General features: G+C 70.1%; 25 protein-coding genes. 7 read left to right on the top strand and 18 right to left on the bottom strand.

Features of this window, described 5'->3' with window-relative positions; genetic code table 11:
* Nucleotides 1-51: 51 nt before the first annotated feature.
* Nucleotides 52-861 carry an ABC transporter permease gene (locus V1227_RS35600; RefSeq protein ID WP_329789558.1) on the bottom strand — a complete coding sequence of 270 codons (810 nt, stop codon included), beginning with the start codon at nt 859-861 and terminating at the stop codon, nt 52-54.
* Nucleotides 858-1,697, bottom strand: coding sequence for an ABC transporter permease (locus V1227_RS35595; protein ID WP_329789557.1), 840 nt, complete (start codon nt 1,695-1,697; stop codon nt 858-860). The genes V1227_RS35600 and V1227_RS35595 overlap by 4 nt, the downstream gene beginning before the upstream one ends.
* A 52-nt stretch (nt 1,698-1,749) precedes the next feature.
* On the opposite strand from V1227_RS35595, the gene V1227_RS35590 reads away from it, so the two are divergent.
* Together V1227_RS35590 and V1227_RS35585 are read left to right on the top strand one after the other, a co-directional pair.
* The gene (locus V1227_RS35590) at nt 1,750-2,289 is read left to right on the top strand and encodes a TetR/AcrR family transcriptional regulator (protein ID WP_329789556.1); all 540 of its coding nucleotides are present in this window, start codon (nt 1,750-1,752) and stop codon (nt 2,287-2,289) included.
* Entirely contained in the window at nt 2,264-3,376 is a 1,113-nt protein-coding gene (locus V1227_RS35585; protein ID WP_329789555.1) for a cytochrome P450, read from the top strand. The genes V1227_RS35590 and V1227_RS35585 overlap by 26 nt, the downstream gene beginning before the upstream one ends.
* Here V1227_RS35585 and V1227_RS35580 read toward each other — a convergent pair.
* Nucleotides 3,363-4,499: a polyamine ABC transporter substrate-binding protein gene (locus V1227_RS35580; RefSeq protein WP_329789554.1), complete on the bottom strand. Its 1,137-nt coding sequence runs from the start codon at nt 4,497-4,499 to the stop codon at nt 3,363-3,365. The genes V1227_RS35585 and V1227_RS35580 overlap by 14 nt on opposite strands.
* Nucleotides 4,492-5,631 carry an ABC transporter ATP-binding protein gene (locus V1227_RS35575; RefSeq protein ID WP_329789553.1) on the bottom strand — a complete coding sequence of 380 codons (1,140 nt, stop codon included), beginning with the start codon at nt 5,629-5,631 and terminating at the stop codon, nt 4,492-4,494. Before V1227_RS35575 ends, V1227_RS35580 begins: the two co-directional genes overlap by 8 nt.
* A gap of 154 nt (nt 5,632-5,785) precedes the next feature.
* Between V1227_RS35575 and V1227_RS35570 the strand changes: the two genes are divergently transcribed.
* Entirely contained in the window at nt 5,786-6,043 is a 258-nt protein-coding gene (locus V1227_RS35570) for a DUF2631 domain-containing protein (protein WP_236225225.1), read from the top strand.
* Here V1227_RS35570 and V1227_RS35565 read toward each other — a convergent pair.
* Nucleotides 6,040-6,939 (bottom strand): NADP-dependent oxidoreductase, encoded by a 900-nt coding sequence (locus tag V1227_RS35565; RefSeq protein WP_329789552.1) that lies wholly within the window; start codon nt 6,937-6,939, stop codon nt 6,040-6,042. The genes V1227_RS35570 and V1227_RS35565 overlap by 4 nt on opposite strands.
* Nucleotides 6,940-7,042: 103 nt before the next feature.
* Here V1227_RS35565 and V1227_RS35560 point away from each other — a divergent pair, with 103 nt between their 5' ends.
* Nucleotides 7,043-7,405: a winged helix-turn-helix transcriptional regulator gene (locus V1227_RS35560; RefSeq protein ID WP_329794189.1), complete on the top strand. Its 363-nt coding sequence runs from the start codon at nt 7,043-7,045 to the stop codon at nt 7,403-7,405.
* Nucleotides 7,406-7,414: 9 nt separating this feature from the next.
* Here the strand turns inward: V1227_RS35560 and V1227_RS35555 are convergent, their stop codons facing one another.
* The 6 genes from V1227_RS35555 to rlmN all read right to left on the bottom strand — a co-directional run bounded on the left by V1227_RS35555 (nt 7,415) and on the right by rlmN (nt 12,819).
* Nucleotides 7,415-8,986, bottom strand: a complete 1,572-nt coding sequence (locus tag V1227_RS35555; protein ID WP_329789551.1) for a serine/threonine-protein kinase — start codon at nt 8,984-8,986, stop codon at nt 7,415-7,417.
* Between the two features lie 102 nt (nt 8,987-9,088).
* The gene (locus tag V1227_RS35550) at nt 9,089-9,517 is read right to left on the bottom strand and encodes a hypothetical protein (RefSeq protein ID WP_329789550.1); all 429 of its coding nucleotides are present in this window, start codon (nt 9,515-9,517) and stop codon (nt 9,089-9,091) included.
* Between the two features lie 39 nt (nt 9,518-9,556).
* Entirely contained in the window at nt 9,557-10,225 is a 669-nt protein-coding gene (locus V1227_RS35545; protein ID WP_329789549.1) for a hypothetical protein, read from the bottom strand.
* Nucleotides 10,222-10,857, bottom strand: a complete 636-nt coding sequence (locus tag V1227_RS35540; protein ID WP_329789548.1) for a hypothetical protein — start codon at nt 10,855-10,857, stop codon at nt 10,222-10,224. The genes V1227_RS35545 and V1227_RS35540 overlap by 4 nt, the downstream gene beginning before the upstream one ends.
* The gene (locus V1227_RS35535; protein WP_329789547.1) at nt 10,854-11,516 is read right to left on the bottom strand and encodes a hypothetical protein; all 663 of its coding nucleotides are present in this window, start codon (nt 11,514-11,516) and stop codon (nt 10,854-10,856) included. Before V1227_RS35535 ends, V1227_RS35540 begins: the two co-directional genes overlap by 4 nt.
* Before the next feature lie 196 nt (nt 11,517-11,712).
* Complete coding sequence (rlmN, locus tag V1227_RS35530) at nt 11,713-12,819, bottom strand: 23S rRNA (adenine(2503)-C(2))-methyltransferase RlmN (RefSeq protein WP_329789546.1); 1,107 nt, start codon at nt 12,817-12,819, stop codon at nt 11,713-11,715.
* Between the two features lie 200 nt (nt 12,820-13,019).
* Between rlmN and V1227_RS35525 the strand changes: the two genes are divergently transcribed.
* The gene (locus tag V1227_RS35525; RefSeq protein WP_329789545.1) at nt 13,020-13,406 is read left to right on the top strand and encodes a PadR family transcriptional regulator; all 387 of its coding nucleotides are present in this window, start codon (nt 13,020-13,022) and stop codon (nt 13,404-13,406) included.
* A gap of 1 nt (nt 13,407) precedes the next feature.
* On the opposite strand, the gene V1227_RS35520 is transcribed toward V1227_RS35525, so the two are convergent.
* Nucleotides 13,408-14,385 carry an aldo/keto reductase gene (locus V1227_RS35520; protein ID WP_329789544.1) on the bottom strand — a complete coding sequence of 326 codons (978 nt, stop codon included), beginning with the start codon at nt 14,383-14,385 and terminating at the stop codon, nt 13,408-13,410.
* Nucleotides 14,386-14,404: 19 nt separating this feature from the next.
* On the bottom strand, nt 14,405-15,148 hold the full coding sequence (locus V1227_RS35515) for a class I SAM-dependent methyltransferase (protein ID WP_329789543.1): 744 nt from the start codon (nt 15,146-15,148) through the stop codon (nt 14,405-14,407).
* A 96-nt stretch (nt 15,149-15,244) separates the two neighbouring features.
* Here V1227_RS35515 and V1227_RS35510 point away from each other — a divergent pair, with 96 nt between their 5' ends.
* Nucleotides 15,245-16,063 carry a VOC family protein gene (locus tag V1227_RS35510; RefSeq protein ID WP_329789542.1) on the top strand — a complete coding sequence of 273 codons (819 nt, stop codon included), beginning with the start codon at nt 15,245-15,247 and terminating at the stop codon, nt 16,061-16,063.
* Between the two features lie 7 nt (nt 16,064-16,070).
* Here the strand turns inward: V1227_RS35510 and V1227_RS35505 are convergent, their stop codons facing one another.
* The 5 genes from V1227_RS35505 to rpsB all read right to left on the bottom strand — a co-directional run bounded on the left by V1227_RS35505 (nt 16,071) and on the right by rpsB (nt 20,193).
* The gene (locus V1227_RS35505) at nt 16,071-16,925 is read right to left on the bottom strand and encodes a phosphatidate cytidylyltransferase (RefSeq protein ID WP_329789541.1); all 855 of its coding nucleotides are present in this window, start codon (nt 16,923-16,925) and stop codon (nt 16,071-16,073) included.
* Between the two features lie 66 nt (nt 16,926-16,991).
* Complete coding sequence (gene frr / locus V1227_RS35500) at nt 16,992-17,549, bottom strand: ribosome recycling factor (RefSeq protein ID WP_329789540.1); 558 nt, start codon at nt 17,547-17,549, stop codon at nt 16,992-16,994.
* Nucleotides 17,550-17,610: 61 nt separating this feature from the next.
* Nucleotides 17,611-18,321 (bottom strand): UMP kinase, encoded by a 711-nt coding sequence (gene pyrH, locus V1227_RS35495; protein ID WP_090096004.1) that lies wholly within the window; start codon nt 18,319-18,321, stop codon nt 17,611-17,613.
* A gap of 121 nt (nt 18,322-18,442) precedes the next feature.
* Nucleotides 18,443-19,258, bottom strand: coding sequence for a translation elongation factor Ts (gene tsf / locus V1227_RS35490; protein ID WP_090095469.1), 816 nt, complete (start codon nt 19,256-19,258; stop codon nt 18,443-18,445).
* A gap of 71 nt (nt 19,259-19,329) precedes the next feature.
* Complete coding sequence (gene rpsB, locus V1227_RS35485; RefSeq protein ID WP_236225212.1) at nt 19,330-20,193, bottom strand: 30S ribosomal protein S2; 864 nt, start codon at nt 20,191-20,193, stop codon at nt 19,330-19,332.
* 370 nt (nt 20,194-20,563) lie between these two features.
* On the opposite strand from rpsB, the gene V1227_RS35480 reads away from it, so the two are divergent.
* Nucleotides 20,564-21,037 carry a M23 family metallopeptidase gene (locus V1227_RS35480; protein WP_329789539.1) on the top strand — a complete coding sequence of 158 codons (474 nt, stop codon included), beginning with the start codon at nt 20,564-20,566 and terminating at the stop codon, nt 21,035-21,037.
* Nucleotides 21,038-21,762: the final 725 nt, after the last annotated feature.

Here is a 21,762-nt window from a genome sequence, read left to right as displayed (position 1 = left end):
CCCCTGTCCGCGCGGCACGCTGGAGTATCGGAAACCAGCGACGAAAGTTGACTACCCGGCCAGCTTCGCGGCTGATCCGGCCCTGCGCGCCCGCCAGGAGGCGAAGACGACGCCGATGATCAGCAGAAGAGCCGTCGCGGCCACCATCAGCGTCGAGAGCGCGACGATCTCCGGCGAGATGCCGCGCTTCGACGCCTGCGCGTAGACGAACACCGGCAGCGTCGTCGAGCCGACACCGGTCAGGTACGACGAGATCACCACGTCGTCGAACGACAGCAGGAACGCGAACGCCGCGCCGGCCACGACCGCGGGCGCCACCAGCGGCAGCGTCACGGTCCGGAACGCCACGAACGGCGACGCCCCGAGGTCGGCCGCCGCCTCCTCCAGCCGGACGTCCATCCCGGACACCCGCGACCGCACCACGACGACCACGAAGCTCAGCGAGAACGCCACGTGCGCGAACAGCAGCGCCCCGAACCCGAGCGGCACACCGGCGAGCTTCACGAAGAACCCCAGCATCGCCACGCCCAGCACCACCTCGGGCACCACGAGCGGCAACGACAGCAGCACCGTCCAGAGCCCGCGGCCGGGGAACGCCCGCCGCAGCCCGAACGCCGCCAGCGTCCCGATCACCGTCGAGATCAGTGCAGACGACAGGGCGAGCTGCAAGGTCAGCTGCAACGAGTCGAACACACGCGTGTCGTCCACCAGCTCCGCGTACCACTGCAGCGAGAACCCGCTGATGCGCGACAACGACCGCGAGGAGTTGAACGACGCGATGGCGAGCCACGCGATCGGTGCGTACAAGAACAGGAACACCAGCGCCACGACAGCGCCGAGTGCCCACGGACGACGGTTCACAGCACGTCCTCCCCGCGCCGTCCACGCAGCGCCAGCACCACCACGACGAGCACCAGCAGCAGCACCGCCATCACCGAGCCCAGCGGCCAGTTGTTGCCGCCGCGGAACTGGTCGTCGATCACCGACCCGAACGTCGACTGCTCCACCCCGCCGAGCAGCTTCGGCGTCACGAAGTCACCGGCCGCGGGCACCAGCACCAGCAGCGACCCGGCCAGCACACCGCTCATCACCCCCGGCAGCACGACGCGGAAGAACGTCGACACGCGCCCGTGGCCGAGGTCGTGGGACGCCTCCACCAGGCGCACGTCGAACCGCTCGCAGGCCACGTAGAGCGGCAGCACCATGAACGGCAGGAAGCCGTACGTCAGGCCGAGCACCACGGCGCCGTGGGTCAGCAGGAAACCGCCGTCCCGGTCCAGCCCGACCCAGCCGAGCACGGTGTTCACGAGCCCTTCGCCGTCCAGCAGCGCCTTCCACGCGTAGATCCGCGCGAGGTAGCTCGACCAGAACGGGATCAGCACCGCCGCGAGCAACGCCGTCCGGTAGCGCCCGCCGTGCCGCGCGATGAACCACGCCAGCGGGAAGCCGAGCACCAGGCACAACAGCGTGGTCGCACCGGCGTACAGCAGGGTCCGCCCGAAGATCGGCAGGAACGCCGGGTCGAGCGCCGTCAGGTACGCCTGCGCCGTCCACGGCAGCACCGCGCGGGCGACCCCGGTGTTCCTGGTCGCGAAGCTGAACTCGACGACCACGACCAGCGGCGCGATCAGGAAGATCCCCAGCCAGATCCCGGTCGGGGCGAGGAGGGCGTTGGCCTTCAGCCAGCGTCGGAGCACGGGCCGCATCTTGCCACCGCACCAGCGCGAACATTCGTGTACCGTTGTGAACATGAGTGTTCACCTGCTTCAGACGGCAACGTCGGTGCTGCTCAAGGACCCGACGGCCTCGCTGAGCGACGTCGCGCGGGCCGCCGGTGTCGGCAGGACCACACTCCACAAGCGCTTCCCGACCCGCGCGGCACTGGTCCGCGCCGTCGCGAGCGACGCGCTCGACCTGATCTACTCGGTCGCCCGCGAGGTCGACTTCGGCTCCGACGAGGCGCTCGAAGACCTGGTCACCCGCCTGGTCGCGCTGGGCCCGCGGGTGGAGTTCCTGCTCCGCTTCCCCGGCCTGGAACGCGACGAGGAGCTGGCGGCCCGCATCCGCGAGATGGACCGGCCCGTGCTCGACCTGATCACCCGGCTGCAGGGCACGACGCTGCGCCGCGACCTGCCCGCGTGGTGGATCCTGCAGACCCTCTACGCCGGGCTCTTCAACGCCTGGGAAGCGATCAGCGACGGCCGTCTGGCGCCGCTGGACGCTCCCCGGTTCGTGCTCACCACTGTGTTCGAGGGGGTAGCAAGTGCTGGACCAGCTGACCGGACATGAAGACCCGCACCCGATCTACGAACGACTCCGCGCGCAGGGACCGCTGACGCGGGACAACGGGACGTGGCTCACGACGAGCCACGCGCTGGCCAACAAGGTCCTGCGCGACCGCCGCTTCGGCGTCCGGTTCGCCGACGGCGGCTACCCGGCCGGCGGCAGCCTGCTGCCCGACTCGTTCCTGGAGCTCGATCCGCCCGACCACACGCGGCTGCGCAGGCTCGCCATGCCGGCGTTCAGCCCGAAGAAGATCGACGAGTACCGGGCGCGCGTGGAGAAGGTCGCCGACGCGTTGCTCGACCGCGACGAGTTCGACCTGATCGCCGACTTCGCGGCGCCGCTGCCGATCTCGGTGATCAGCGACCTGCTCGGCATCCCCGACTCCGACACCGCGGAGTTCGCCGACTACGGCGCGCTGGTCGCCGCGTCGTTCGACTCCGGGGTCACGCCGGAGATGTCCGAGGCCCACGACAAGGTGCTCGCGCTGTTCGACCGGCTCATCGCGGAACGCCGCAGGACGCCCGGCGACGACGTGATCAGCTCGCTGGTCGCCGCGGAGGCGGAGCAGAGGCTCACCGCGCAGGAGATGCTCGGCACCCTGGTGCTGTTGCTGGTCGCGGGCTTCGAGACCACGGTGAACCTCATCGGCAACGCCACCCGTGCGCTGCTCGACCACCCCGCGCAGTGGAGGTTGTTCAAGGCCAACCCGGACCTCGCGCCCGACGTGGTCGAGGAGACGCTGCGGTGGGCGCCGCCGGTGCAGCTGACCAGCCGGATCGCGCACGAGCGGGTCGACGCGATCGGCAAGGACGAGGTGGTGACGCTCCTGCTCGCCGCCGCGAACCGCGATCCCGAGGTCTACCCCGAGCCGCACAAGTTCGACGTGATGCGCGTGCACAAGCCCGAGCACCTCGCGTTCTCCAGCGGCATCCACTACTGCCTGGGCGCGACGCTCGCGCGCATGGAGGGCGACGTGGCGTTGCGCGCGCTGGCCCGCCGCATGCCGGATCTGCGGCAGGCGGGTCCCGTGACGTTCCGCGACTCGGTGGCGATCCGGGGCATGAGGTCCATGCCGGTCAGCCGGTCTTGACCTTCGTCCAGGCGTCGGCGTAGAGCGCTTCGGCGTCGCCGCCGAGGTCCTTGGTGAACGGGAGCTTCGCCAGCTGCTCGTCCGGCGGGTAGACCACCGGGTCGTTCAGCAGCTCCTTGTCGATCAACGGCTTCGCGGCGGCGTTGGGGCTGCCGTACCGGACGGCGTTGGACAGCGCCGCGCCCGCCTCCGCGCCGAGGACGAAGTCGATGAACCGGTGCGCGTTCGCGGCGTGCGGCGCGTCCTTCGGGATGACGAGCAGGTCCACGTAGGACAGTCCACCCTCCGCCGGGATCGCGTAGCCGACGTCCTCGGTGGTCTCGCGGGCCTGGAACGCGTCGCCGGAGTACGCCTGCGCGAGCCGCACCTGCCCCGACGTCAGCGGTTCGATCACGTCCGAGGTGATCTGGCCGAGCTTCTTCTTGAGCGACAGCAGGAAGTTCGCGGCCTCGTCGATCTGCCGCGCGTCGGTGGTGTTCGGGTCGTGGCCGAGCTTGAGCAGGCCGATCGCCATGCCGTCGCGGGCCTCGTCGAGGATCGAGCTGCGCCCCCGGGCGTTCGGCAGGTCGAAGGCGTCGAAGCCGGTGACCTCGCCGCCGATCTCCGCCTTCGAGTACGCGAGTCCGGTCGTGCCCCAGGCCCACGGCACGGAGTACCGGTTGCCGGGGTCGTACTCGGCCTCGGCGAACCGCGGCTCCAGGTTGCGCAGGTTCGGGAGCGCGTCGTGGTCGAGCGGCTGCAGGAGCCCGGACCGCAGGAACCGGCGCAGGAAGTTGTCGCTCGGCACCACCAGGTCGTACCCGGCCTGCCCGGACGCGATCTTGGCTTCCATCTCGTCGTTGGTCGAGAAGTTGTCGTACGTGACCTCGATGCCGCTCGCGGACGTGAAGGCGGGCAACGTCTCCGGCGCGATGTAGTCGGTCCAGTTGTAGAAGTTGAGCTTCGGCTCGTCCAGCAGGTTCGCGGCCTTGGCGGCGCCGCCGGAGCCACCGGAGTTCGTCGGCGCCGGACCGACGGCGCACGCCGCGAGGGCGAAGAACGCCATCGAGCCCAGCATCGCGCGCCGGGTCACCCGCGGGCTGTCGACGTCCCACAGCCGGGCGATCCGGACCCGGTCAGCCATCCGAGCCCTCCAGCAGCACGGTGAACTCCGGGTCCCACGCCATCCGCACCGGCTGGCCCGGCGCGCCCGCGTCGTCGATGCGCTGGGCGTTCTGCACGAACGCCGACAGCACACCGGCGGGCGTCTCGACCACGAACTGCGTGGAGACGCCCGTGTAGACGACGTCCTGGACGACGCCCCTGAGCACGCACCAGCCCGCCGGGGGCTCGGCGGACTCGTCGAACAGGTGCACCTTCTCCGGGCGGACGGTGGCGGCGACCTCGCGGCCGTGGCCGACGCTGCCGGAGAACTTGGCGCGCAGGTGTTCCGCCCCCGGTGCCCGGAGGGCGGCGAACTCACCGTCCACACCGGACACGACCGCGTCGAGGATGTTCGAGGTGCCGATGAAGCCGGCGACGAACCGGGTCGCGGGGCGCTCGTAGACGTCCTCGGGGTAGCCCACCTGCTCGATCTTGCCCGCGTTCATGACCGCGATGCGGTGCGACAGGACCAGCGCCTCTTCCTGGTCGTGCGTGACGTGGAGGAACGTCGTGCCGACCTCGCGCTGGATGCGCATCAGCTCGATCTGCAGCTCCTTGCGGAGCTTGGCGTCGAGCGCGCCGAGGGGTTCGTCGAGCAGCAGCAGCCGGGGCCCGGCGGCCAGCGCACGGGCGATGGCGACGCGCTGCTGCTGACCGCCGGAGAGCTGCGCGGGCCTGCGCTTGGCGAACTGCGAGAGCCGCACGAGCTCGAGGTGCTCGCCGACGCGCTTCTTCAGCTCGTCGCCGCGGATCTTCTTGCGCTTGAGGCCGTACGCGACGTTGTCCCACACCGTCATGTGCGGGAACAGCGCGTACGACTGGAAGACGGTGTTGACGTCCCGCCGGTGGGGAGGGACGCCGACCATGTCGTTGCCGTCGAGCTCGATGCGGCCCTCGTCCGGGTCGACGAACCCCGCGATCATGCGCAGCACCGTGGTCTTGCCGCAGCCGGACGGGCCGAGGACGGAGAAGAACTCGCCCTCGTGGACGTTCAGCGAGACGCCGTCGACCGCCACCTGGTCGGAGAAGCGCTTGCGCACGCCGTGGAGACCGATCTCGACGGGGGCGAACGTGTCCGGGGCGGAGGCCTCGGCGGGGGAGAAGCCGGTCAAGTCGAGGCGCCTTCGAGGTCGGACGGGTGGGGCCGCGCTGAGCCTAGACCGGCGTCACCTCGCCCGTCAGTCGTGCGCGCGCGACCTCACACATCCGTCCCCGCCCACATGTGCGACGATGGCCCCGTAATCCGGATGAGCAGTGGAGGAAACCGTGGCCACGTCCTCGGAACTGGACAAGCGTCCTGCCGTCGACCCGCACGAGGAGCCGTCGGCCGAGTGGGGCTGGCACGGCACGTTCCCCAAGGGCACCCGCATCGCGGGCTGGCTCTCCGCGATCTTCTGCTTCCTGATGCTGATCGGCAACCACCACGGTCAGACCGAGAACATCTGGCTCGTCGCCTCCGGTGTCTCGATCATCGCCCTGCTGCTGTGGGACGCCGCGCGCCGCAAGAAGCCCTGGCGCCGCTAGAGCGTCTCGAGCACGATCTTGCCCTGGGTGCGACCCGTCTCGCCCAGGGCATGCGCCTTTTCGGCGTCCTCCAGCGGGAACGTCGCGTCGACGTGCACCCTGAGCTCACCCGACTCGACCAGCGCGGCGACGGCCTCGAGCCCCGCGCGGTCGGGTTCGACCAGGATCGGGCTCGTCCTGATGTCGTCGCGGCTCTGCCGGTCCACTCCGGACGGCACGCCGACGAACAGCCCGCCGGGCCGCACCGGAGCCGGTGACGCGCCGCCGACCAGGTCGACGTACAGGTCGATGTCGGTGCCCTGGTAGTCACCCTGGGTGTAGTCGACCACCTCGTCGGCGCCGAGGTCCTTCAGGAACGCGTGCTTCGGCTCGCGCGCGGTGCCGATGACGTATGCGCCGTGCGCCTTCGCGATCTGCACGGCGAGGTGACCAACGCCACCCGCCGCGGCCGAGATCAGCACCTTCTGCCCTTTCCGCAGGTCAGCGGTGTCGATGAGGATCTGGTGCGCGGTCAGGGCGGCGAGGGGCAGCGCGGCCGCCTCGACGTGGGTGAGGCTCTTCGGCTTCTTCGCGAAGTGCCGCGACGGCGCGGTGACGTACTCGGCGTAGGCGCCCGCGGCCCGCGGGAACCACGGCATGCCGTAGACCTCGTCTCCGGGCTTGAGGGTCGTGACGCCGAAGCCGACCTCCTCGACCACGCCGGAGACGTCCCAGCCGTTGATGAACGGGAACGTCTGGAGCCCGGCCATGCCGCTGCCGGCGCGGGTCTTCCAGTCCACCGGGTTGACGCCGGCCGCGTGGACCCTGACCAGCACCTCCGTCGGAAGCGGCGTGGGCTTGGGAACCTCGGTGAGGGTGAGGGGGCCGCCGAACTCGTTCTGGGTGATCGCTCGCATGCCCTCAATCCTGGGAGAGCAGGTCACCTTTGACAACCAGGCACTATCTTGTGCACTGGGTACCTGGTAGAAACTACCCGTGATCAGGGACGTTTACCTCAGGATGTGCCCGTGCCGCGACCTGCTGGACATGGTCGCGTCCAAGTGGACGGCGTTGGTGATCGGCGACCTCGAGGACGGGCCCAAGCGGTTCGGTGAGCTCAAGCGCCGGCTGGAAGGCATCAGCCAGAAGATGCTCACCCAGACGTTGCGCACCTTGGAGCGCGATGGGCTCGTCACGCGCACGGTCTACCCCTCGGTGCCGTTGCGCGTCGAGTACGAGCTGACCGAGCTCGGGCGCAGCGTCACCGAGCCGCTGGCCGCGCTGCGGTTGTGGGCGCAGCAGAACTACGAGTCCGTCGCCGAGGCGAGGGAGACGTTCGACAGCTCGGCGCCGGTCGGCCTGGAACCCGCCACGACCCGCTGACCGGGCCGGTCAGGTGAGCACCCAGCCCTGCACGAACTCCTGCGGGTAGCCCTCGCAGCCCGCCACCGAGTCGAAGTGGTGGCCGCCCATGTTGCAGCGGTGCAGCGGCAGCGAGCCGACGTCGGCGGGCTTGCTGGTGAAGACGTGGCCGAGGACGCCGCCGTAGCGCTTCTGCCCCTCGCACCCGTCCGAAGCCGACGTCATGCGGTCTTCCGAGTTGTTGATGATGCAGCTGTACAACGGCTTCGTGCCCGGCTCCGGCTTGGCGAGGAGCTTGCCGAGGCCGCCGGTGTTCTCCACCGTGAAGCCCGGCGGCACCGCGATGTTCGGCGTTCCGCTGTAGTGCCAGCCGTTGGCGTTGCGGTAGCGGGAGAACGCCAGGGTCTCGCGCGGTGGCTTCGGCGGTGTCGTGGTCGGCTGGGGCTGTCCTGCCTGCGACGTCTGGGAAGGCTTCGACACCTGCGTGGACGACGGCGCCGCGCTGCTGCTGCTCGGAGCCGCACTGCTGCTGCTCGCCGTGCTGGAGGGCGTGCTGCTCGCCGTCGAGGACGGTTGCGCGGGAGCCGGACCCTGTTGTGCGGCAGCGGCTTCGCCCTGCCTCGTCTCGGGCTTCACCAGGAAGACGGCGGCCAGGGCGATCACCACGACGACCGCCGCCGCACCGGCGAACAGGCCGACCTTCTTGCGCGACCTGGGTTTCCCGTCGCTCCAGTCGTCCCGCGTCGCCGCCTGCGGCACGACGTAGCCGGTGACCGGTTCGATGACGACGGTCTGCTCGGACGGCGTCAACGGCTTCACGACGCCGGTGCGGTTCTCGAGCCGTTCGCGCAGCTGGGCCGCGGTGAGCCGCCGGGTGTCGTCCTGGGTCAGCAACGCCATGATCGTGTCCGCGAGCGGGCCCCTGGTGCGCTGGAGGACCGGCTCCTCGTACATGATCGCGTGCATCGTGGCCGCGGTCGTGTCGCGCTGGAACGGAGAACGCCCCTCCACGGCGTGGAACATCGTGGCGCCCAACGCCCAGAGGTCGCTCGCCGGCGAGGGTTGCTTGCCCGCGAACAGCTCCGGCGCCATGTAGCCGGGCGAGCCCATGATGCCGCCGGTCGCCGTGAGGCCCGGGTCGTCCATCGCGCGGGCGATGCCGAAGTCGGCGAGCTTCACGCGTCCGTCGGGCAGCACCATGATGTTGCTGGGCTTGACGTCCCGGTGCACGATCCCCGCCGCATGCGCCGCTTCCAGGGCGTTGAGGGTCTGCAGGCCGATGTCCGCGACCTCGTCCTCGGTGAGGACCCTGCGGGCCATGACCTCGGAGAGCGTGGGCGCCTCGACCAGCTCCATGACCAGGTACGTGACGCCGTGCTCGACGATGACGTCGTAGATGCCGACGACGTTCGGGCTGTTCAGGCGCCCTGCCGTGCGTGCTTCCCGCAGCACCCGCTCGGTCTCGCCGGTCCGCAGCTCCTTGAGCGCGACCTGCCGGCCGATGACCCTGTCCTCCGCCAGCCAGACGACCCCCATGCCGCCCCGGCCCAGCTCTCTGAGCGTCGCGTACCTGCCCGCGACCAGCCTTGTCGAATCCCCCACGAGGCCGCATGGTAGCCGCACGGTCGTGGCGGCAGGTTCCTGTCCGGCAGTTCCAGCCGTTCGCCGACCGGATCGACAACGCCGCGCGACCGGGGTGAAACCCTAGACGCAGGCCCAGCAGTAGAGCCGCTCGCCGTTCTTCCGCGCTTCGGAGGCGAGGTCCCGCAGCTCCGCCAGGACCTCGGCGAGCACGGCGGCCTCGAACCCCTCCAGCTCCTCGATCCCGGCCCACCGCACCGAGACCCCGTCCAGGTCACCGGCGGCCGCGAGCCCGTCCCGCAGGCCGTCGGTGACGGCGAGGACCGCCACGTTCCCGTCGTGTTCCACGGCAACGCCGTGACCGCACCTCGGGTCCTGGACGACCTCGGTGTAGGGGCGGCCGGTCAGCAGCTCCTCCAGCTGTCCCATCACCACGACGGGGTCGAGCGACTTGGTCTCGACCGTCCTGAACAGACCCACCGGCCCGTCCTCGATCGCGGTGGCCGCGAGCTCGTCGGACGGCGCGGCGAAGTAGTCGCAGAACACTCCCATGAACGGAGCTTCGCAGAACTCCGCGCCGGCGTCAGGCGTTCACGCCGACTCGGTGATCGTCGCAGCGGACGACGTGCAGCCAGTCCCAGTCCCGCTCGACCGCGACCTCCGCGCAGCAGTGCCGGCCGGGGTTCTCGTGGATCCAGCGCGGCCCGTCCTCGACCAGCCACCGCCACTGTTCCCCGGTGAGCGCGAACGCCTTCCGGCTCCCCGTGAGGAACACCGTGTGAGCCGCGACGTGGTGCCGCACCACGTCGCGGTAGGTGCGCGGCGCAGCGGCTGGTAGTCCGGCGCGAGCAGGCTCTCGACCGGCGGGAACCCCCTGCTCCGGACGACGTGCGGCCTCCCCCGCCCGAGCCGCGCCCGCACCTCTTTCCACAGCGACGGCGGAAACCCGAGGCTGTGGTGCATCAACACGAGGTCCAGCAACGGCTCGTCGTCCTCCTCGAACGACCGGCACTCGTACTCGGCCTGCCGCAACGGCAGGTACACCAACGTGCGCGGCGACCGCATCGCGAGCTCCCACGCCATCGCCAGCTCACGAGCAGCCACCTTGTCGACGAGCAGTTCCGCGTTGCGATACGCGTCGTCCGTGATGTACATCGACGCGTGCCGCGACGGTTTGGCAGGCCGCACGACCCGGTACTCGTCCCGTCCCAACCTGACGGTGCTGATCAGCGTCCGCCACCGCGCCACTTCGAGCTTCATCGGCGCGTGCTCACCCGGTGCTCGTCGCAGTACACGACGTGCAACCAGTTCTCGTGCCGGCCCTTGGCCATGACCTCGGCGCAGCAATGCGTGCCGGGGGCCTCGTGCATGTGCCGCGGGCAGTCCTCCACCAACTGCCGGAACGCCTGCCCGCCTGCCTGGAACGCGGCCTTGCCGCCGACGACGAACACGGTGCCTTCCACGATCTCGGCGCGCAGCTCCTCCCTTTCCCACTCCGGCGGCGGGTGCTCCCGAGGTATGGCACGGGAGACAACGGTGTGCGGCCGCCCACCCCGAAGCCTGGCCCGCACGTCCCGCCACGTCGAGAGGCGGAACCCGAGGCTGTGGTGGAGCAGCACGAGGTCCAGCGCCGGTCCGCCGTTGCCGCGGCACTCGCAATCGCTCTGCCGCAACGGCAGGTACACCAGCGTGCGTGGCGACCGCATCGCGAACGCCCACGCCATCGCGATGCCGAGCGCCGACGCCTTGGTCACGCACGACTCGACGCCCATGTACCCCTCGTACAGCGGCGCGTGCTCCAAGGGCTTGGCGGGCTGCACGACCCGGTACTCCTCGGGCCCCAGCCGCACGGTGGTGACGAGCGTGCGCCACCGCGCCCCTTCGAGCTTCATCGGCGCGTGCTCACGCGGTGTTCGAGGCAGTACTGGACGTGCAACTGCTCCCTGCTGCCCATGCCCTTCGCGACGATCTCGGCGCAGAAGCCTTCCCGCTGCCTCTCGTGCATGAGCCGCGGCCAGTCCTCGACCATGTCCAGCAGCTCCTCGCCGGTGGCCGCGAACGCCTTCCGGCTGCCGGTGAAGAAGGCGGTGTCGGCCGCGAAGTGGTAGCGGAGGTCGTCCTTGAAGTCGCGGCGAAGAACCTCCCCCCGCCGCAGCACGCCTCTCGGCAACCCCTGGCACACAACGGTGTGCGGCCGTCCACCCCGGAGCCTGGCGCGCACTTCCTTCCACCGCGACGCGGCGAACCCCAAGCTGTGGTGCAACAACACGAGATCGACCGAGATGTCGCCGTCGTCGGCGTACATCCGGCATTCACAGCCGCTCTGCCGCAACGGCAGGTACACCAGCGTGCGAGGCGACCGCATCGCGAACGCCCACGCCATGGCCAGCTCGCGCGCCGACGCCTTGTTCACCGTGACGCTCACGCCGCACGACGCGAGGTGCATCGACGCATGCGCGACCGGCCGGGCAGGCTGCACCACCCGGTACTCGTCGCGGCCCAGCCGCACCGTGCTGACGAGCGTGCGCCAGCGTTCCCCCGCAAGTTTCATCGCGGGGAACGGTAAGAGCCGCAGTGGACCTCAGCGACTGATTTTCGCTCAGTCCCCGGCCACGAGCGAACCGCTGGCCGCCGCGATGCGGTCCGGCTACTCGTCGACGGTCACGACGAAGGGCACGTGCCCCGGCTCGACCCTGTCGACCACCACGTCATCTTGACGCGGTACCGCGGCATCGCGACGGTCCGGCTCAGCCTTCGGCGGCGAGCTGACCGCAGGCCGCCGCGATCTCCTGCCCGCGCGTGTCCCGCACGGTGCACTCGACACCCTGTTCCCGGACCCGCCGCACGAACTCCCGCTCCACCGGCTTCGGCGAGGCGTCCCACTTGGACCCCGGAGTCGGGTTCAGCGGGATCAGGTTCACGTGCACGAGCTGCCCGAGGTGCTTGCGCAGCTTCTTGCCGAGCAGGTCGGCGCGCCACCCCTGGTCGTTGATGTCGCGGATCAGCGCGTACTCGATCGAGACGCGGCGCCCGGTCTTGTCGGCGTACCCGCGGGCGGCCTCCAGCACCTCGGCGACGTTCCAGCGCGTGTTGACCGGCACCAGGGTGTCGCGCAGCTCGTCGTCCGGCGTGTGCAGCGACACCGCGAGGCGGACCTGCAGGTTCTCCTCGGTCAGCTTCTTGATCGCCGGCACGAGCCCGACCGTCGACACCGTCACGTGGCGCTGCGAGATGCCCAGGCCGTCCGGCGCGGGGTCGCAGATGCGGTGGACGGCCTCGAGGATGCGCTTGTAGTTCGCGAGCGGCTCACCCATGCCCATGAAGACGATGTTCGACAGGCGGCCGGGGCCGCCGGGCAGGTCGCCGTCGCGCATGGCGGCGGCGCCGAGGCGCACCTGGTCCACGATCTCCGCGGTCGACAGGTTGCGCTGCAGGCCGCCCTGGCCGGTCGCGCAGAACGGGCACGCCATGCCGCACCCCGCCTGCGACGAGATGCACAGCGTCGCCCGGTCCGGGTAGCGCATCAGCACGGACTCGATGAGCGTGCCGTCGTGCGCGCGCAGCAGCGTCTTCGCCGTCGTGCCCTCGTCGGTGGTGACCTTGCGCACGACCGTGAACAGCGGCGGCATCAGGTCCGCGACCAGCTTGTCGCGCGTCGCGGCCGGGATGTCGGTCATCTCGGCCGGGTCGACGGTCAGGCGGCTGAAGTAGTGGTTCGACAGCTGCTTGGCCCGGAACGGCTTTTCACCCAGGGCCGCAACGGCCTCGGCGCGTTCGGCGGGCGACAGGTCGACGAGGTGGCGCGGCGGCAGGCCGCGCTTGGGCGCGTCGAAGACAAGGGGAAGCGAGGTCATAGCACATCTAGTGTCCCACGAACTCCGGCAACACAAGACCGTTACATCGCGATAGGTTCCGATATATCGTTAACGACATGATGATGAGACCACACCACCGAGAACACCACCACAGGCACCGCCACGGCCCCTTCGGGGGCGGCGGCAGGGGCGGGGGCGGTCGCCAGAGGCGCGGCAACGTCCGGGCTGCGGTTCTGGCGTTGCTGGCAGAACGGCCGATGCACGGCTACGAGATCATCCAGGAGATCGCCCGGCGCACCGGCGGCGTGTGGAGCCCGAGCCCCGGCTCGGTCTACCCGACGCTGCAGATGCTCGCCGACGAAGGCCTCATCTCCTCAGCGGAGGACGGGGGCAAGAAGCTGTTCGACCTCACCGAGCACGGCAGGACGGAGCACACGGCCCCGCCCTGGCGCGACATCGAGATCCAGCTGGACCCGGTGGACGGCGAGCTGCGCACGGCGGTCCGCCTGCTCGGCGCCGCGATGGAGCAGATCTCCCACGCGGGCACGCCGGAGCAGAAGGCCCGCGCGGTCGAGCTCTACAACGGCCTGCGGCGCAAGCTCTACGCCATCCTCGCCGAGGAGTGACCTACCACCGGTCGTGCACGTGCGGCCGGATCAGCTCGTCGTACACGGCCTCGACGGCCTTGCCGTCCACCGGCGCCAGGTCCGCGGCCTGCGAGTTGGCGCGTGCCTGCTCCACGTTGCGAGCACCCGGGATCACCACCGTGACACCGACCTGGTCCACGATCCACCTGAGCGCGAACTGCGCCATCGTGGCACCTTCCGGCACCAGCGGCCGCAGGCGTTCCACCGCCTCCAGGCCGACCTCGTAGGGCACCCCGGAGAAGGTCTCGCCGACGTCGAACGCCTCACCGTTGCGGTTGTAGTTGCGGTGGTCGTCCGCGCCGAAGGTCGTCGTCCTGTCGTACTTCCCGGTCAGCAACCCGGAAGCGAGCGGCACCCGCGCGATGATCGCGACCCCCGCCTCCGCGGCCCTGGGCAGCACCTCCTCGAGGGGCTTGAGCCGGAACGCGTTCAGGATGATCTGCACGCTGGCCACGTGCGGACGCCTGATCGCCTCCAGCGCCTCCTCGACCTTCTCCACGGACACGCCGTAAGCGGCGATCCGCTGCTGCTCCACCATCTCGTCCAAGGTGTCGTACACCTCGTCGCGGCTGTACACGGCCGTGGGCGGGCAGTGCAGCTGCACGAGGTCCAGCGTGTCGACACCCAGGTTGCGGCGGCTCCGGTCGTTCCACGCGAGGAAGTTTTCCCGGCTGTACCCCTCCGCGACCTGCGCCGGCAGCCGTCGCCCCATCTTCGTGGCGACGAAGATCCCGTCGTCCTTGCGCTCCTTCAGGAACCGCCCGACGAGCGTCTCGCTGCGACCGTCGCCGTACACGTCAGCGGTGTCGAAGAAGTCGACACCCGTGTCGGCGGCGGCGTGCAGCAGCGCGAGCGCGTCGCTCTCGTCCACCTCGCCCCAGTCCGCGCCGAGCTGCCAGCACCCCAGCCCCACGACGCCGACCTGGCGGTTCAACCTGCCTGCGTTTCGCTTCTCCACGAACCGAGCCTAGTCCCGATCACACGATCAGACCCTTCGGCTTGCGCCGCACGTGCACCCGGTACCCGACCGGGAAGCTCACCCCGCTCACCGAGGCGATCGCCCGCTCGGCCACCTTCGCCGAGAACTCGATGCGCAGCACGGCCTCCAGGTCCTCGCGGCTCTCGAACCGCCACTCCGCCACGACCCGCCGCAACGAAAACCCGTTGTCCGCGAAGAACTTCTCGACCACCACGGGGTCGTAGCGCGGCTCGTCGGCGAGCAACCAGGGCCCGTACGGGTCGGCCAGCCCGTCGAGGTCGACGACCACCAGCGCGCCGCCGGGCCTCAGCACCCGGTCAGCCTCCCGCATCCCCGGCTCGCACCCCGGCCCGAAGAAGTAGGCGGTGCGGGCGTGCACCAGGTCAGCGGACGCGTCGTCGAGCGGGAGCCCTTGCGCCGGGCCGGAAACGACGCGGGCGTTCGGCAGCGAGGCCACCCGCTGCCTGGCCCGCACGACCAGCGGCGGGTGCGGTTCGACGCCCGTGACGGACTTCGCGGTGCGCGCGAACAGCGGCAGGTGGAACCCGTCACCGCAGCCGACGTCCACGACGTCCCTGCCGTCAAACGGACATTCTTCGCTTATCGCCGTCCAAATCGCACCGTGGACGTCCTGCGCGCGGTTCTCGACCTCGTAGACGTCCGGCCAGTGCCAGATGTTCGGGCTGGGCACGACGTCTGCCGGACGCACCGCGTTCAGCGCCGCCCGCACGAATCCCCTCACGAAGCCACTGTAGGGCCTCCATTTCCCGGCGACCGTACGAATTCGCCCGATCACGGCGTAGCGTGTTGACATCTCTTTCCCCTGCAGGAGGCGGCTGTGTCCATCGCGCCCAACACGCCCAAGCTCGCGCCGTTGCTCTCCGGAAGTCCGTGCTGGGTCGAGAGAACCGTCGACGACCTCAAGAGTGCGATCGAGTTCTACACCGGCCTCTTCGGCTGGCACTACGCCGACGACGCCGGCTACACCGTCGCGATGGTCGACGGCATCCCCGTCGCGGGCTTACCCCAGGGTGATCCGGAAGGGTGGCGGTTGTACCTGGTCACACCGCATGCGCGTGCCACCGCCGAGAAGGCCTTCCACCTCGGCGGGTCCGTGCTGCGCAACACCGAGGACGCCGCCGACCACACGCAGAGCACCGTGATCGCCGACCCCACCGGCGCCGTCGTCGGCTTCCGCCACGTGCCGCCGGACTGGCGGTTCGGCATGGGAGGCCACGGCTCGTACGCGTGGGCCGAGCTGAACACCCGCGACGGCGTCGCGGCGGACGAGTTCTTCGGCGAGCTGTGCAACTACGACATCACCCAGATCGGCGACGGCCAGCGCCTGGACTACGCCTCCTGGTCCGTCGAGGGCACGGAGGTCATCGGGCGGCAGAAGATGGGGCGCGAGTTCCCCTACGGAGAGCGCTCCCACTGGATGGTCTACTTCAACGCGGCGCCGGAGATCGGCATCGACTCGGTGGCGTACCGCGTGCTCGAGCTCGGCGGCCGGGTGACCGTCGAGCCCTACGACACCCCGTTCGGGCGCATCACGGTGGTCGAGGACCACGCGGGAACGGCCTTCTCGGTGATCGACCCGTCCCGCGTGATCGAGGCCGAGCCGCGCACCGAGGTGGACGACCCGTTCGACGACTGACCGGGGCTCACGGCACGAACAGGTGCAGCAGCAGCCAGGAGGCGACGGCGGACGGCAGGAGCGAGTCCATCCGGTCCATCAGCCCGCCGTGGCCGGGCAGCAGCGTGCCCATGTCCTTGATGCCGAGGTCGCGCTTGATCAGCGACTCGACCAGGTCGCCCGCGGTGGCCGTGACGACGAGCGCGGCACCGAACAGCGCGCCCTGCCACCACTGGCCGTCGAGCAGCGTGGACACCGTGACCGCGCCACCGACCACACCGGCGGTCAGCGAGCCCGCGAAGCCCTCCCAGGACTTCTTGGGGCTGATCGTCGGCGCCATCGGGTGCTTGCCCAGGAAGACGCCGGCCGCGTACCCGCCGACGTCGGACAGCACGACACCGACGATGAACGCGAAGACGCGGCCCACGCCGTCGTCGGGCACGACGAGCATGGCCGCGAACGCCGCGAACAACGGCACGTACGCGACGGTGAACACCGACGCGCTGAGGTCGCGCAGGTAGCCGTCCGAGCCGCCCCGGAACCGCCAGATCATGCACACCAGCACGGTGACCACGAACGCGGTCATCATGCCGGCGCGCTCCAGCGGCCAGGACAGCCAGAGGATCGCCTGGCCGCCGATCAACGCCGGCCAGAAGGCGACGTTGATGCCCGCCTTCTTGAAAGCGGTGGCGATCTCCCACGTCGACACCGCCACGGCGGCCGCGACGATGGCGATGAAGGTCTCCTTCACCGTCAGCAACGACGTGATGATCACCGCGCCGAGGCCCACGCCGACCAGGATCGCCGCCCGCAGGTCACGTCCCGCGCGCGACGGCTTCGACGCGGGCGCGTCCGCGGGACCGCCTGCCACCTGTGCTCCCATCACGACCTCCGCCCGGCCAGGGCAATCACGCCTTCGGCGACTCGGCCGGGCGAACCATCAGGGGGATCAGACTTCGAGAAGCTCGGCTTCCTTGTGCTTCACGAGCTCGTCGACCTGCGCGACGTACTTGTGGGTGAGAGCGTCGAGCTCCTTCTCACCGCGGGCGCCGTCGTCCTCGCCGACCTCGCCGTCCTTGACGAGCCGGTCGATCTCTTCCTTCGCCTTGCGGCGGACACCGCGGACGGAGACGCGCGCGTCCTCGCCCTTCTGCTTGGCGACCTTCACCATGTCCCGGCGGCGCTCCTCGGAGAGCTGCGGGATGACGATGCGGATGATGCTGCCGTCGTTGCTCGGGTTGACGCCCAGGTCGGAGTCCCGGATCGCCTTCTCGATGGCGTTGAGCTGGCTCGCGTCGTACGGCTTCACGACCGCCATGCGCGCCTCGGGGACCGTGATGCTGGCCATCTGGTTGAGCGGCGTCATCGAGCCGTAGTAGTCGATGTTGATGCGGTTGAACATCGAGGGAGTCGCACGACCGGTTCGAACGGAGGAGAGGTTCTCCTTCGCGACCGAAACCGCCTTTTCCATCTTCTCCTCGGCGTCGAGGAGGGTCTCGTCGATCACGACTGCTCCTTGCTCTGCGTGTTCGTGCCCAATTCCCGGTCCTGGAGAGATCCCACCAGGTCTAGAAGGCCGGACGGCCACCGGGGGTGCTGACCAGGGTGCCGATCTTCTCACCACGCACCGCGCGCGCGATGTTCCCCTCGGTGAGGAGGTTGAAGACGAGGATCGGCATGTTGTTGTCCATGCAGAGGCTGAAGGCCGTGGCATCGGCGACGTTGAGGCCTCGCTCCAGCACCTCGCGGTGGGTGATGTTGTCGAACATCAGCGCGTCGGGGTCGATCTTGGGGTCGGCCGTGTAGACGCCGTCGACGGCCTTGGCCATCAGGACGATCTCGCAGCCGATCTCCAGCGCGCGCTGGGCGGCGGTGGTGTCGGTGGAGAAGTACGGCAGACCCGCGCCGCCACCGAAGATCACGACGCGGCCCTTGTCGAGGTGGCGCATCGCGCGGCGGGGGATGTAGGACTCGGCGACCTGCGTCATCTGGATGGAGGTCTGCACGCGGGTGTCGATGCCGTGCTCGCGCTCGAGGAAGTCCTGCAGTGCCAGGCAGTTCATGACCGTGCCGAGCATGCCCATGTAGTCGGCGCGCGACCGGTCCATGCCGCGCTGCTGGAGCTCGGACCCGCGGAAGAAGTTGCCACCACCGATCACGACGGCCACCTGCACGCCGGACTTGTGGACGGCCGCGATCTGCTTGGCGACTGTCTGGACGACGTCGGGATCGACGCCGACGCCACCACCGCCGAACATCTCGCCACCGAGTTTGAGCATCACCCGGCTGTAGCCGTGGCTACCTTCTTCGCTCACAGGTCCCTCTCCTTTGACCCCGGGAACTTCTGTAGACACGCCAAGGGCGGGGTCGCTGGTACCTGCAACCCCGCCCTCATGCGAATCAGCTCTGGCCGACCTCGAACCGAGCGAAACGGGTCACCGTCACGCCGGCCTCGTCCAGGAGAGCCTTGACCGTCTTCTTGCTGTCCGTCACGGAAGCCTGCTCGAGGAGCACGACGTCCTTGAAGAAGCCGTTGACGCGACCCTCGACGATCTTGGGGAGCGCGCCCTCGGGCTTGCCCTCCTCGCGAGCGGTCTCCTCGGCGATGCGGCGCTCGTTGGCGACGAGCTCCTCCGGCACCTCGTCACGGGTGACGAACTTCGGGCGCATCGCGGCGATCTGCATCGCGGCACCCTTGGCGACCTCGGCGTTGTCACCGGTGTACTCGACGAGCACGCCGACGGCCGGCGGCAGGTCCGCGGCACGCTTGTGCAGGTAGGTCGAGACCGTGCCGTCGAAGTCGACGGCCTTGGCCAGCTCGAGCTTCTCGCCGATCTTCGCGGAGAACTCCTGGACCAGCGCGTCGACGGTCTTGCCGTCGACCTCGACGGCCTTGAGGGCCTCGACGTCCGCGACCTTGTTGGCCTTGGCGATCGCGACGATGTCGTCGGCCAGGGCGATGAAGTCGGCGTTCTTGGCGACGAAGTCCGTCTCGCAACGCAGCTCGACCATCGCGCCGTCCTTGACGGCGACGAGGCCGTTGGACGTGGTGCGCTCGGCGCGCTTGCCGACGTCCTTGGCGCCCTTGATGCGCAGGATCTCGACGGCCTTCTCGAAGTCGCCGTCAGCCTCGTCCAGCGCCTTCTTGCAGTCCATCATGCCGGCGGCGGTCAGCTCGCGGAGCTTCTTGACGTCCGCGGTGGTGTAGTTCGCCATCGTGTTCCTTCTGCGATGTACGCGCTTGGGTCACGAGGTGCCCGCTGGTCGCGGGCACCTCGTGGGGGAGATCAGGACTGGACGGGCTGCTCGGCCGGAGCTTCCTCGGCAGGAGCCGCCTCGGCCGGAGCCGCCTCGGCCGGAGCCTCGGTGGCCGTGGAGCTGGTCAGGAGCTCCTGCTCCCACTCGGCCAGCGGCTCGTCGGCAGCGGGCTTGTCCTGGCCCTCGGCGGCGTCGCGGCGACCACCGGAGCGCTGCATGAGACCGGCGGCGGCGGCCTCGGCCACGACCTTGGTCAGCAGTGCGGCGGAGCGGATCGCGTCGTCGTTGCCCGGGATCGGGAACTCGACCTCGTCCGGGTCGCAGTTCGTGTCGAGGATCGCGACGATCGGGATGTTCAGCTTGCGAGCCTCACCGACCGCGATGTGCTCCTTCTTGGTGTCCACGATCCACACGGCGCTGGGCACCTTGGACATGTCGCGGATACCGCCGAGCGTGCGCTCCAGCTTGTCCTTCTCGCGGTTCATCATCAGGATTTCCTTCTTGGTGAAACCCTGGAAACCGCCGGTCTGCTCCATCGACTCGAGCTCCTTGAGGCGCTGGAGCCTCTTGTGGACCGTCGAGAAGTTGGTGAGCATGCCGCCCAGCCAGCGCTGGTTCACGTAGGGCATGCCGACGCGGAGCGCCTCGTTGGCGATGGCCTCCTGCGCCTGCTTCTTGGTGCCGATGAACAGGATCGACCCGCCGTGCGCGACCGTTTCCTTCACGAACTCGTAAGCCCGGTCGATGTAGGTCAGCGTCTGCTGCAGGTCGATGATGTAGATGCCGTTGCGCTCGGTGAGGATGTAGCGCTTCATCTTCGGGTTCCAGCGCCGCGTCTGGTGCCCGAAGTGCACGCCGCTGTCGAGCAGCTGCTTCATGGTTACGACGGCCATGGCCGGTTCGCACCTCATCTGTAGGACGCGCCAGGTCTGGCCTTGCGCGTCGGTCCGGTTGTCGCCTCAGGCCAGCAGGCCGTCAGCCCTGGTGCCGAACGCCGCCGCCCGCACCCTCGGAGCATCTCTGCACCTTCAGGACCGTCGGACGTCGTGACTCGACCCTGCTGGGACCAGCCGGTCGGATCTGCATTGGCACGCGAAGTCGTCCCGCGCACAGACGGGACGCGCCCGAAAGCCTACTCCTCACCCCCGTCAAACTTCGAATCGCCCCCGTCGATCAGGTGGCAGTTGTCCACAACCGGCGAGTAATCCACAGATCCCCGATCACCGCTGGTCCCCGGTGTGCCCCGTAGCCGACCGTTGACCCATGCCCCTCCTCCCCACCGCCCTGGTCCTCACCACGCTCCTGGCCCCGCCTCCGGCGCGCTTCGGCTGGCCGCTGCCCCCGCCGCACCCCGTGGTGCGCGCCTTCGAGGCCCCGGCGACCCCGTTCGGCCCCGGCCACCGGGGCGCGGACCTCTCCGCTCCGGCCGGCACCGGCGTGCTGGCCGCGGCGGACGGGGTGGTGGTGTTCGCCGGGCCGGTGGCCACCAGGACGTTGGTGTCGCTCCAGCACCGCGGCGGCCTGCGCACGACGTACGAGCCGGTGGCGCCGACCGTCGCGGCGGGGAGCCCGGTGCGCCGGGGACAGGTGATCGGTCATCTGCAGGAGGGCCACTGCTCCACGCCGTGCCTGCACTGGGGCGCCAGGCGGGGCACCGAGTACCTCGACCCGCTCCGCCTGGTCAGCTCGCCGCACGTGCGCCTGCTGCCCCTATCCGCGCCGGCCAGGAGCCCCTGACCGGACGAGACTCGCGCCGCGCAGCCCAGCGCTTGCGAGCGGCGCTCCGATAGGGCGCTTCCCGCCGTCCCCGACGGCCGGACAGCGGCGCGACCCGTCCCCGCGCCGCGGCGCCCACCAGGTGCCGGGAGGCGGCCCCGCTCACGTTCCGGCCGCCTCCCGGCCCACCTGGCGCTGGCCCCGCAGACGTCCGAGCCCGGCCGGCACACGGCGGCCCTGCCCGCTCTCCGCACGAAACTGCCCGGCCTGCACCCGCAAGCCGTCGGCTCGGCACCCGCTCACCTTCCGCCCGCCCCCGACCCACCTGACCCTGGCCCGCAGACGTCCGAACCCGGCCGGCACACGGCGGCCCTGCCCGCTCTCCGCACTGAACCGCCCGGCCTACACCCGCGAGCCGCCGGCTCGGCACCCGCTCACCTTCCGCCCGCCCCCGACCCACCTGACCCTGGCCCGCAGACGTCCGAACCCGGCCGCGCGCGGCGGCCCTGCCTGCTCTCCGGGCGGAATCGCCCGGCCTGCACCTACAAGCCGGCTCGGCCCCCGCTCACCTTCCGGCCGCCTCCCGGCCCACCTAGCCCAGGTCCGCGGACGCCCGGGCCAGGTCGACGCGCGACGGCCCTGCCCGTTCTCCGCGCGAACTGCCCGGCCTGCGCCCGCGAGCAGGCTCGACCCCTGCCCACTGCTCCCGCTCGTCCACCTACCGCGGGCGACAGCTCGACTTTCCA

This window comes from Lentzea sp. DG1S-22, assembly GCF_036321065.1.
In the GTDB taxonomy this organism is placed as follows: Bacteria; Actinomycetota; Actinomycetes; order Mycobacteriales; family Pseudonocardiaceae; genus Lentzea; species Lentzea jiangxiensis.
This window is presented reverse-complemented; position numbering and strand designations above follow the sequence as displayed.

Excerpts from the sequence above, each read along its gene's own strand:
- V1227_RS35590 (WP_329789556.1), top strand. The coding sequence starts at position 1,750 with ATGAGTGTTCACCTGCTTCAGACGGCAACGTCGGTGCTGCTCAAGGAC.
- V1227_RS35580 (WP_329789554.1), bottom strand. The coding sequence starts at position 4,499 with ATGGCTGACCGGGTCCGGATCGCCCGGCTGTGGGACGTCGACAGCCCG.
- V1227_RS35565 (WP_329789552.1), bottom strand. The coding sequence starts at position 6,939 with ATGCGAGCGATCACCCAGAACGAGTTCGGCGGCCCCCTCACCCTCACC.
- V1227_RS35560 (WP_329794189.1), top strand. The coding sequence starts at position 7,043 with ATGTGCCCGTGCCGCGACCTGCTGGACATGGTCGCGTCCAAGTGGACG.
- V1227_RS35550 (WP_329789550.1), bottom strand. The coding sequence starts at position 9,517 with ATGGGAGTGTTCTGCGACTACTTCGCCGCGCCGTCCGACGAGCTCGCG.
- V1227_RS35545 (WP_329789549.1), bottom strand. The coding sequence starts at position 10,225 with ATGAAGCTCGAAGTGGCGCGGTGGCGGACGCTGATCAGCACCGTCAGG.
- V1227_RS35540 (WP_329789548.1), bottom strand. The coding sequence starts at position 10,857 with ATGAAGCTCGAAGGGGCGCGGTGGCGCACGCTCGTCACCACCGTGCGG.
- V1227_RS35535 (WP_329789547.1), bottom strand. The coding sequence starts at position 11,516 with ATGAAACTTGCGGGGGAACGCTGGCGCACGCTCGTCAGCACGGTGCGG.
- rlmN (WP_329789546.1), bottom strand. The coding sequence starts at position 12,819 with ATGACCTCGCTTCCCCTTGTCTTCGACGCGCCCAAGCGCGGCCTGCCG.
- V1227_RS35505 (WP_329789541.1), bottom strand. The coding sequence starts at position 16,925 with ATGGGAGCACAGGTGGCAGGCGGTCCCGCGGACGCGCCCGCGTCGAAG.
- pyrH (WP_090096004.1), bottom strand. The coding sequence starts at position 18,321 with ATGCTCAAACTCGGTGGCGAGATGTTCGGCGGTGGTGGCGTCGGCGTC.
- tsf (WP_090095469.1), bottom strand. The coding sequence starts at position 19,258 with ATGGCGAACTACACCACCGCGGACGTCAAGAAGCTCCGCGAGCTGACC.
- rpsB (WP_236225212.1), bottom strand. The coding sequence starts at position 20,193 with ATGGCCGTCGTAACCATGAAGCAGCTGCTCGACAGCGGCGTGCACTTC.
- V1227_RS35480 (WP_329789539.1), top strand. The coding sequence starts at position 20,564 with ATGCCCCTCCTCCCCACCGCCCTGGTCCTCACCACGCTCCTGGCCCCG.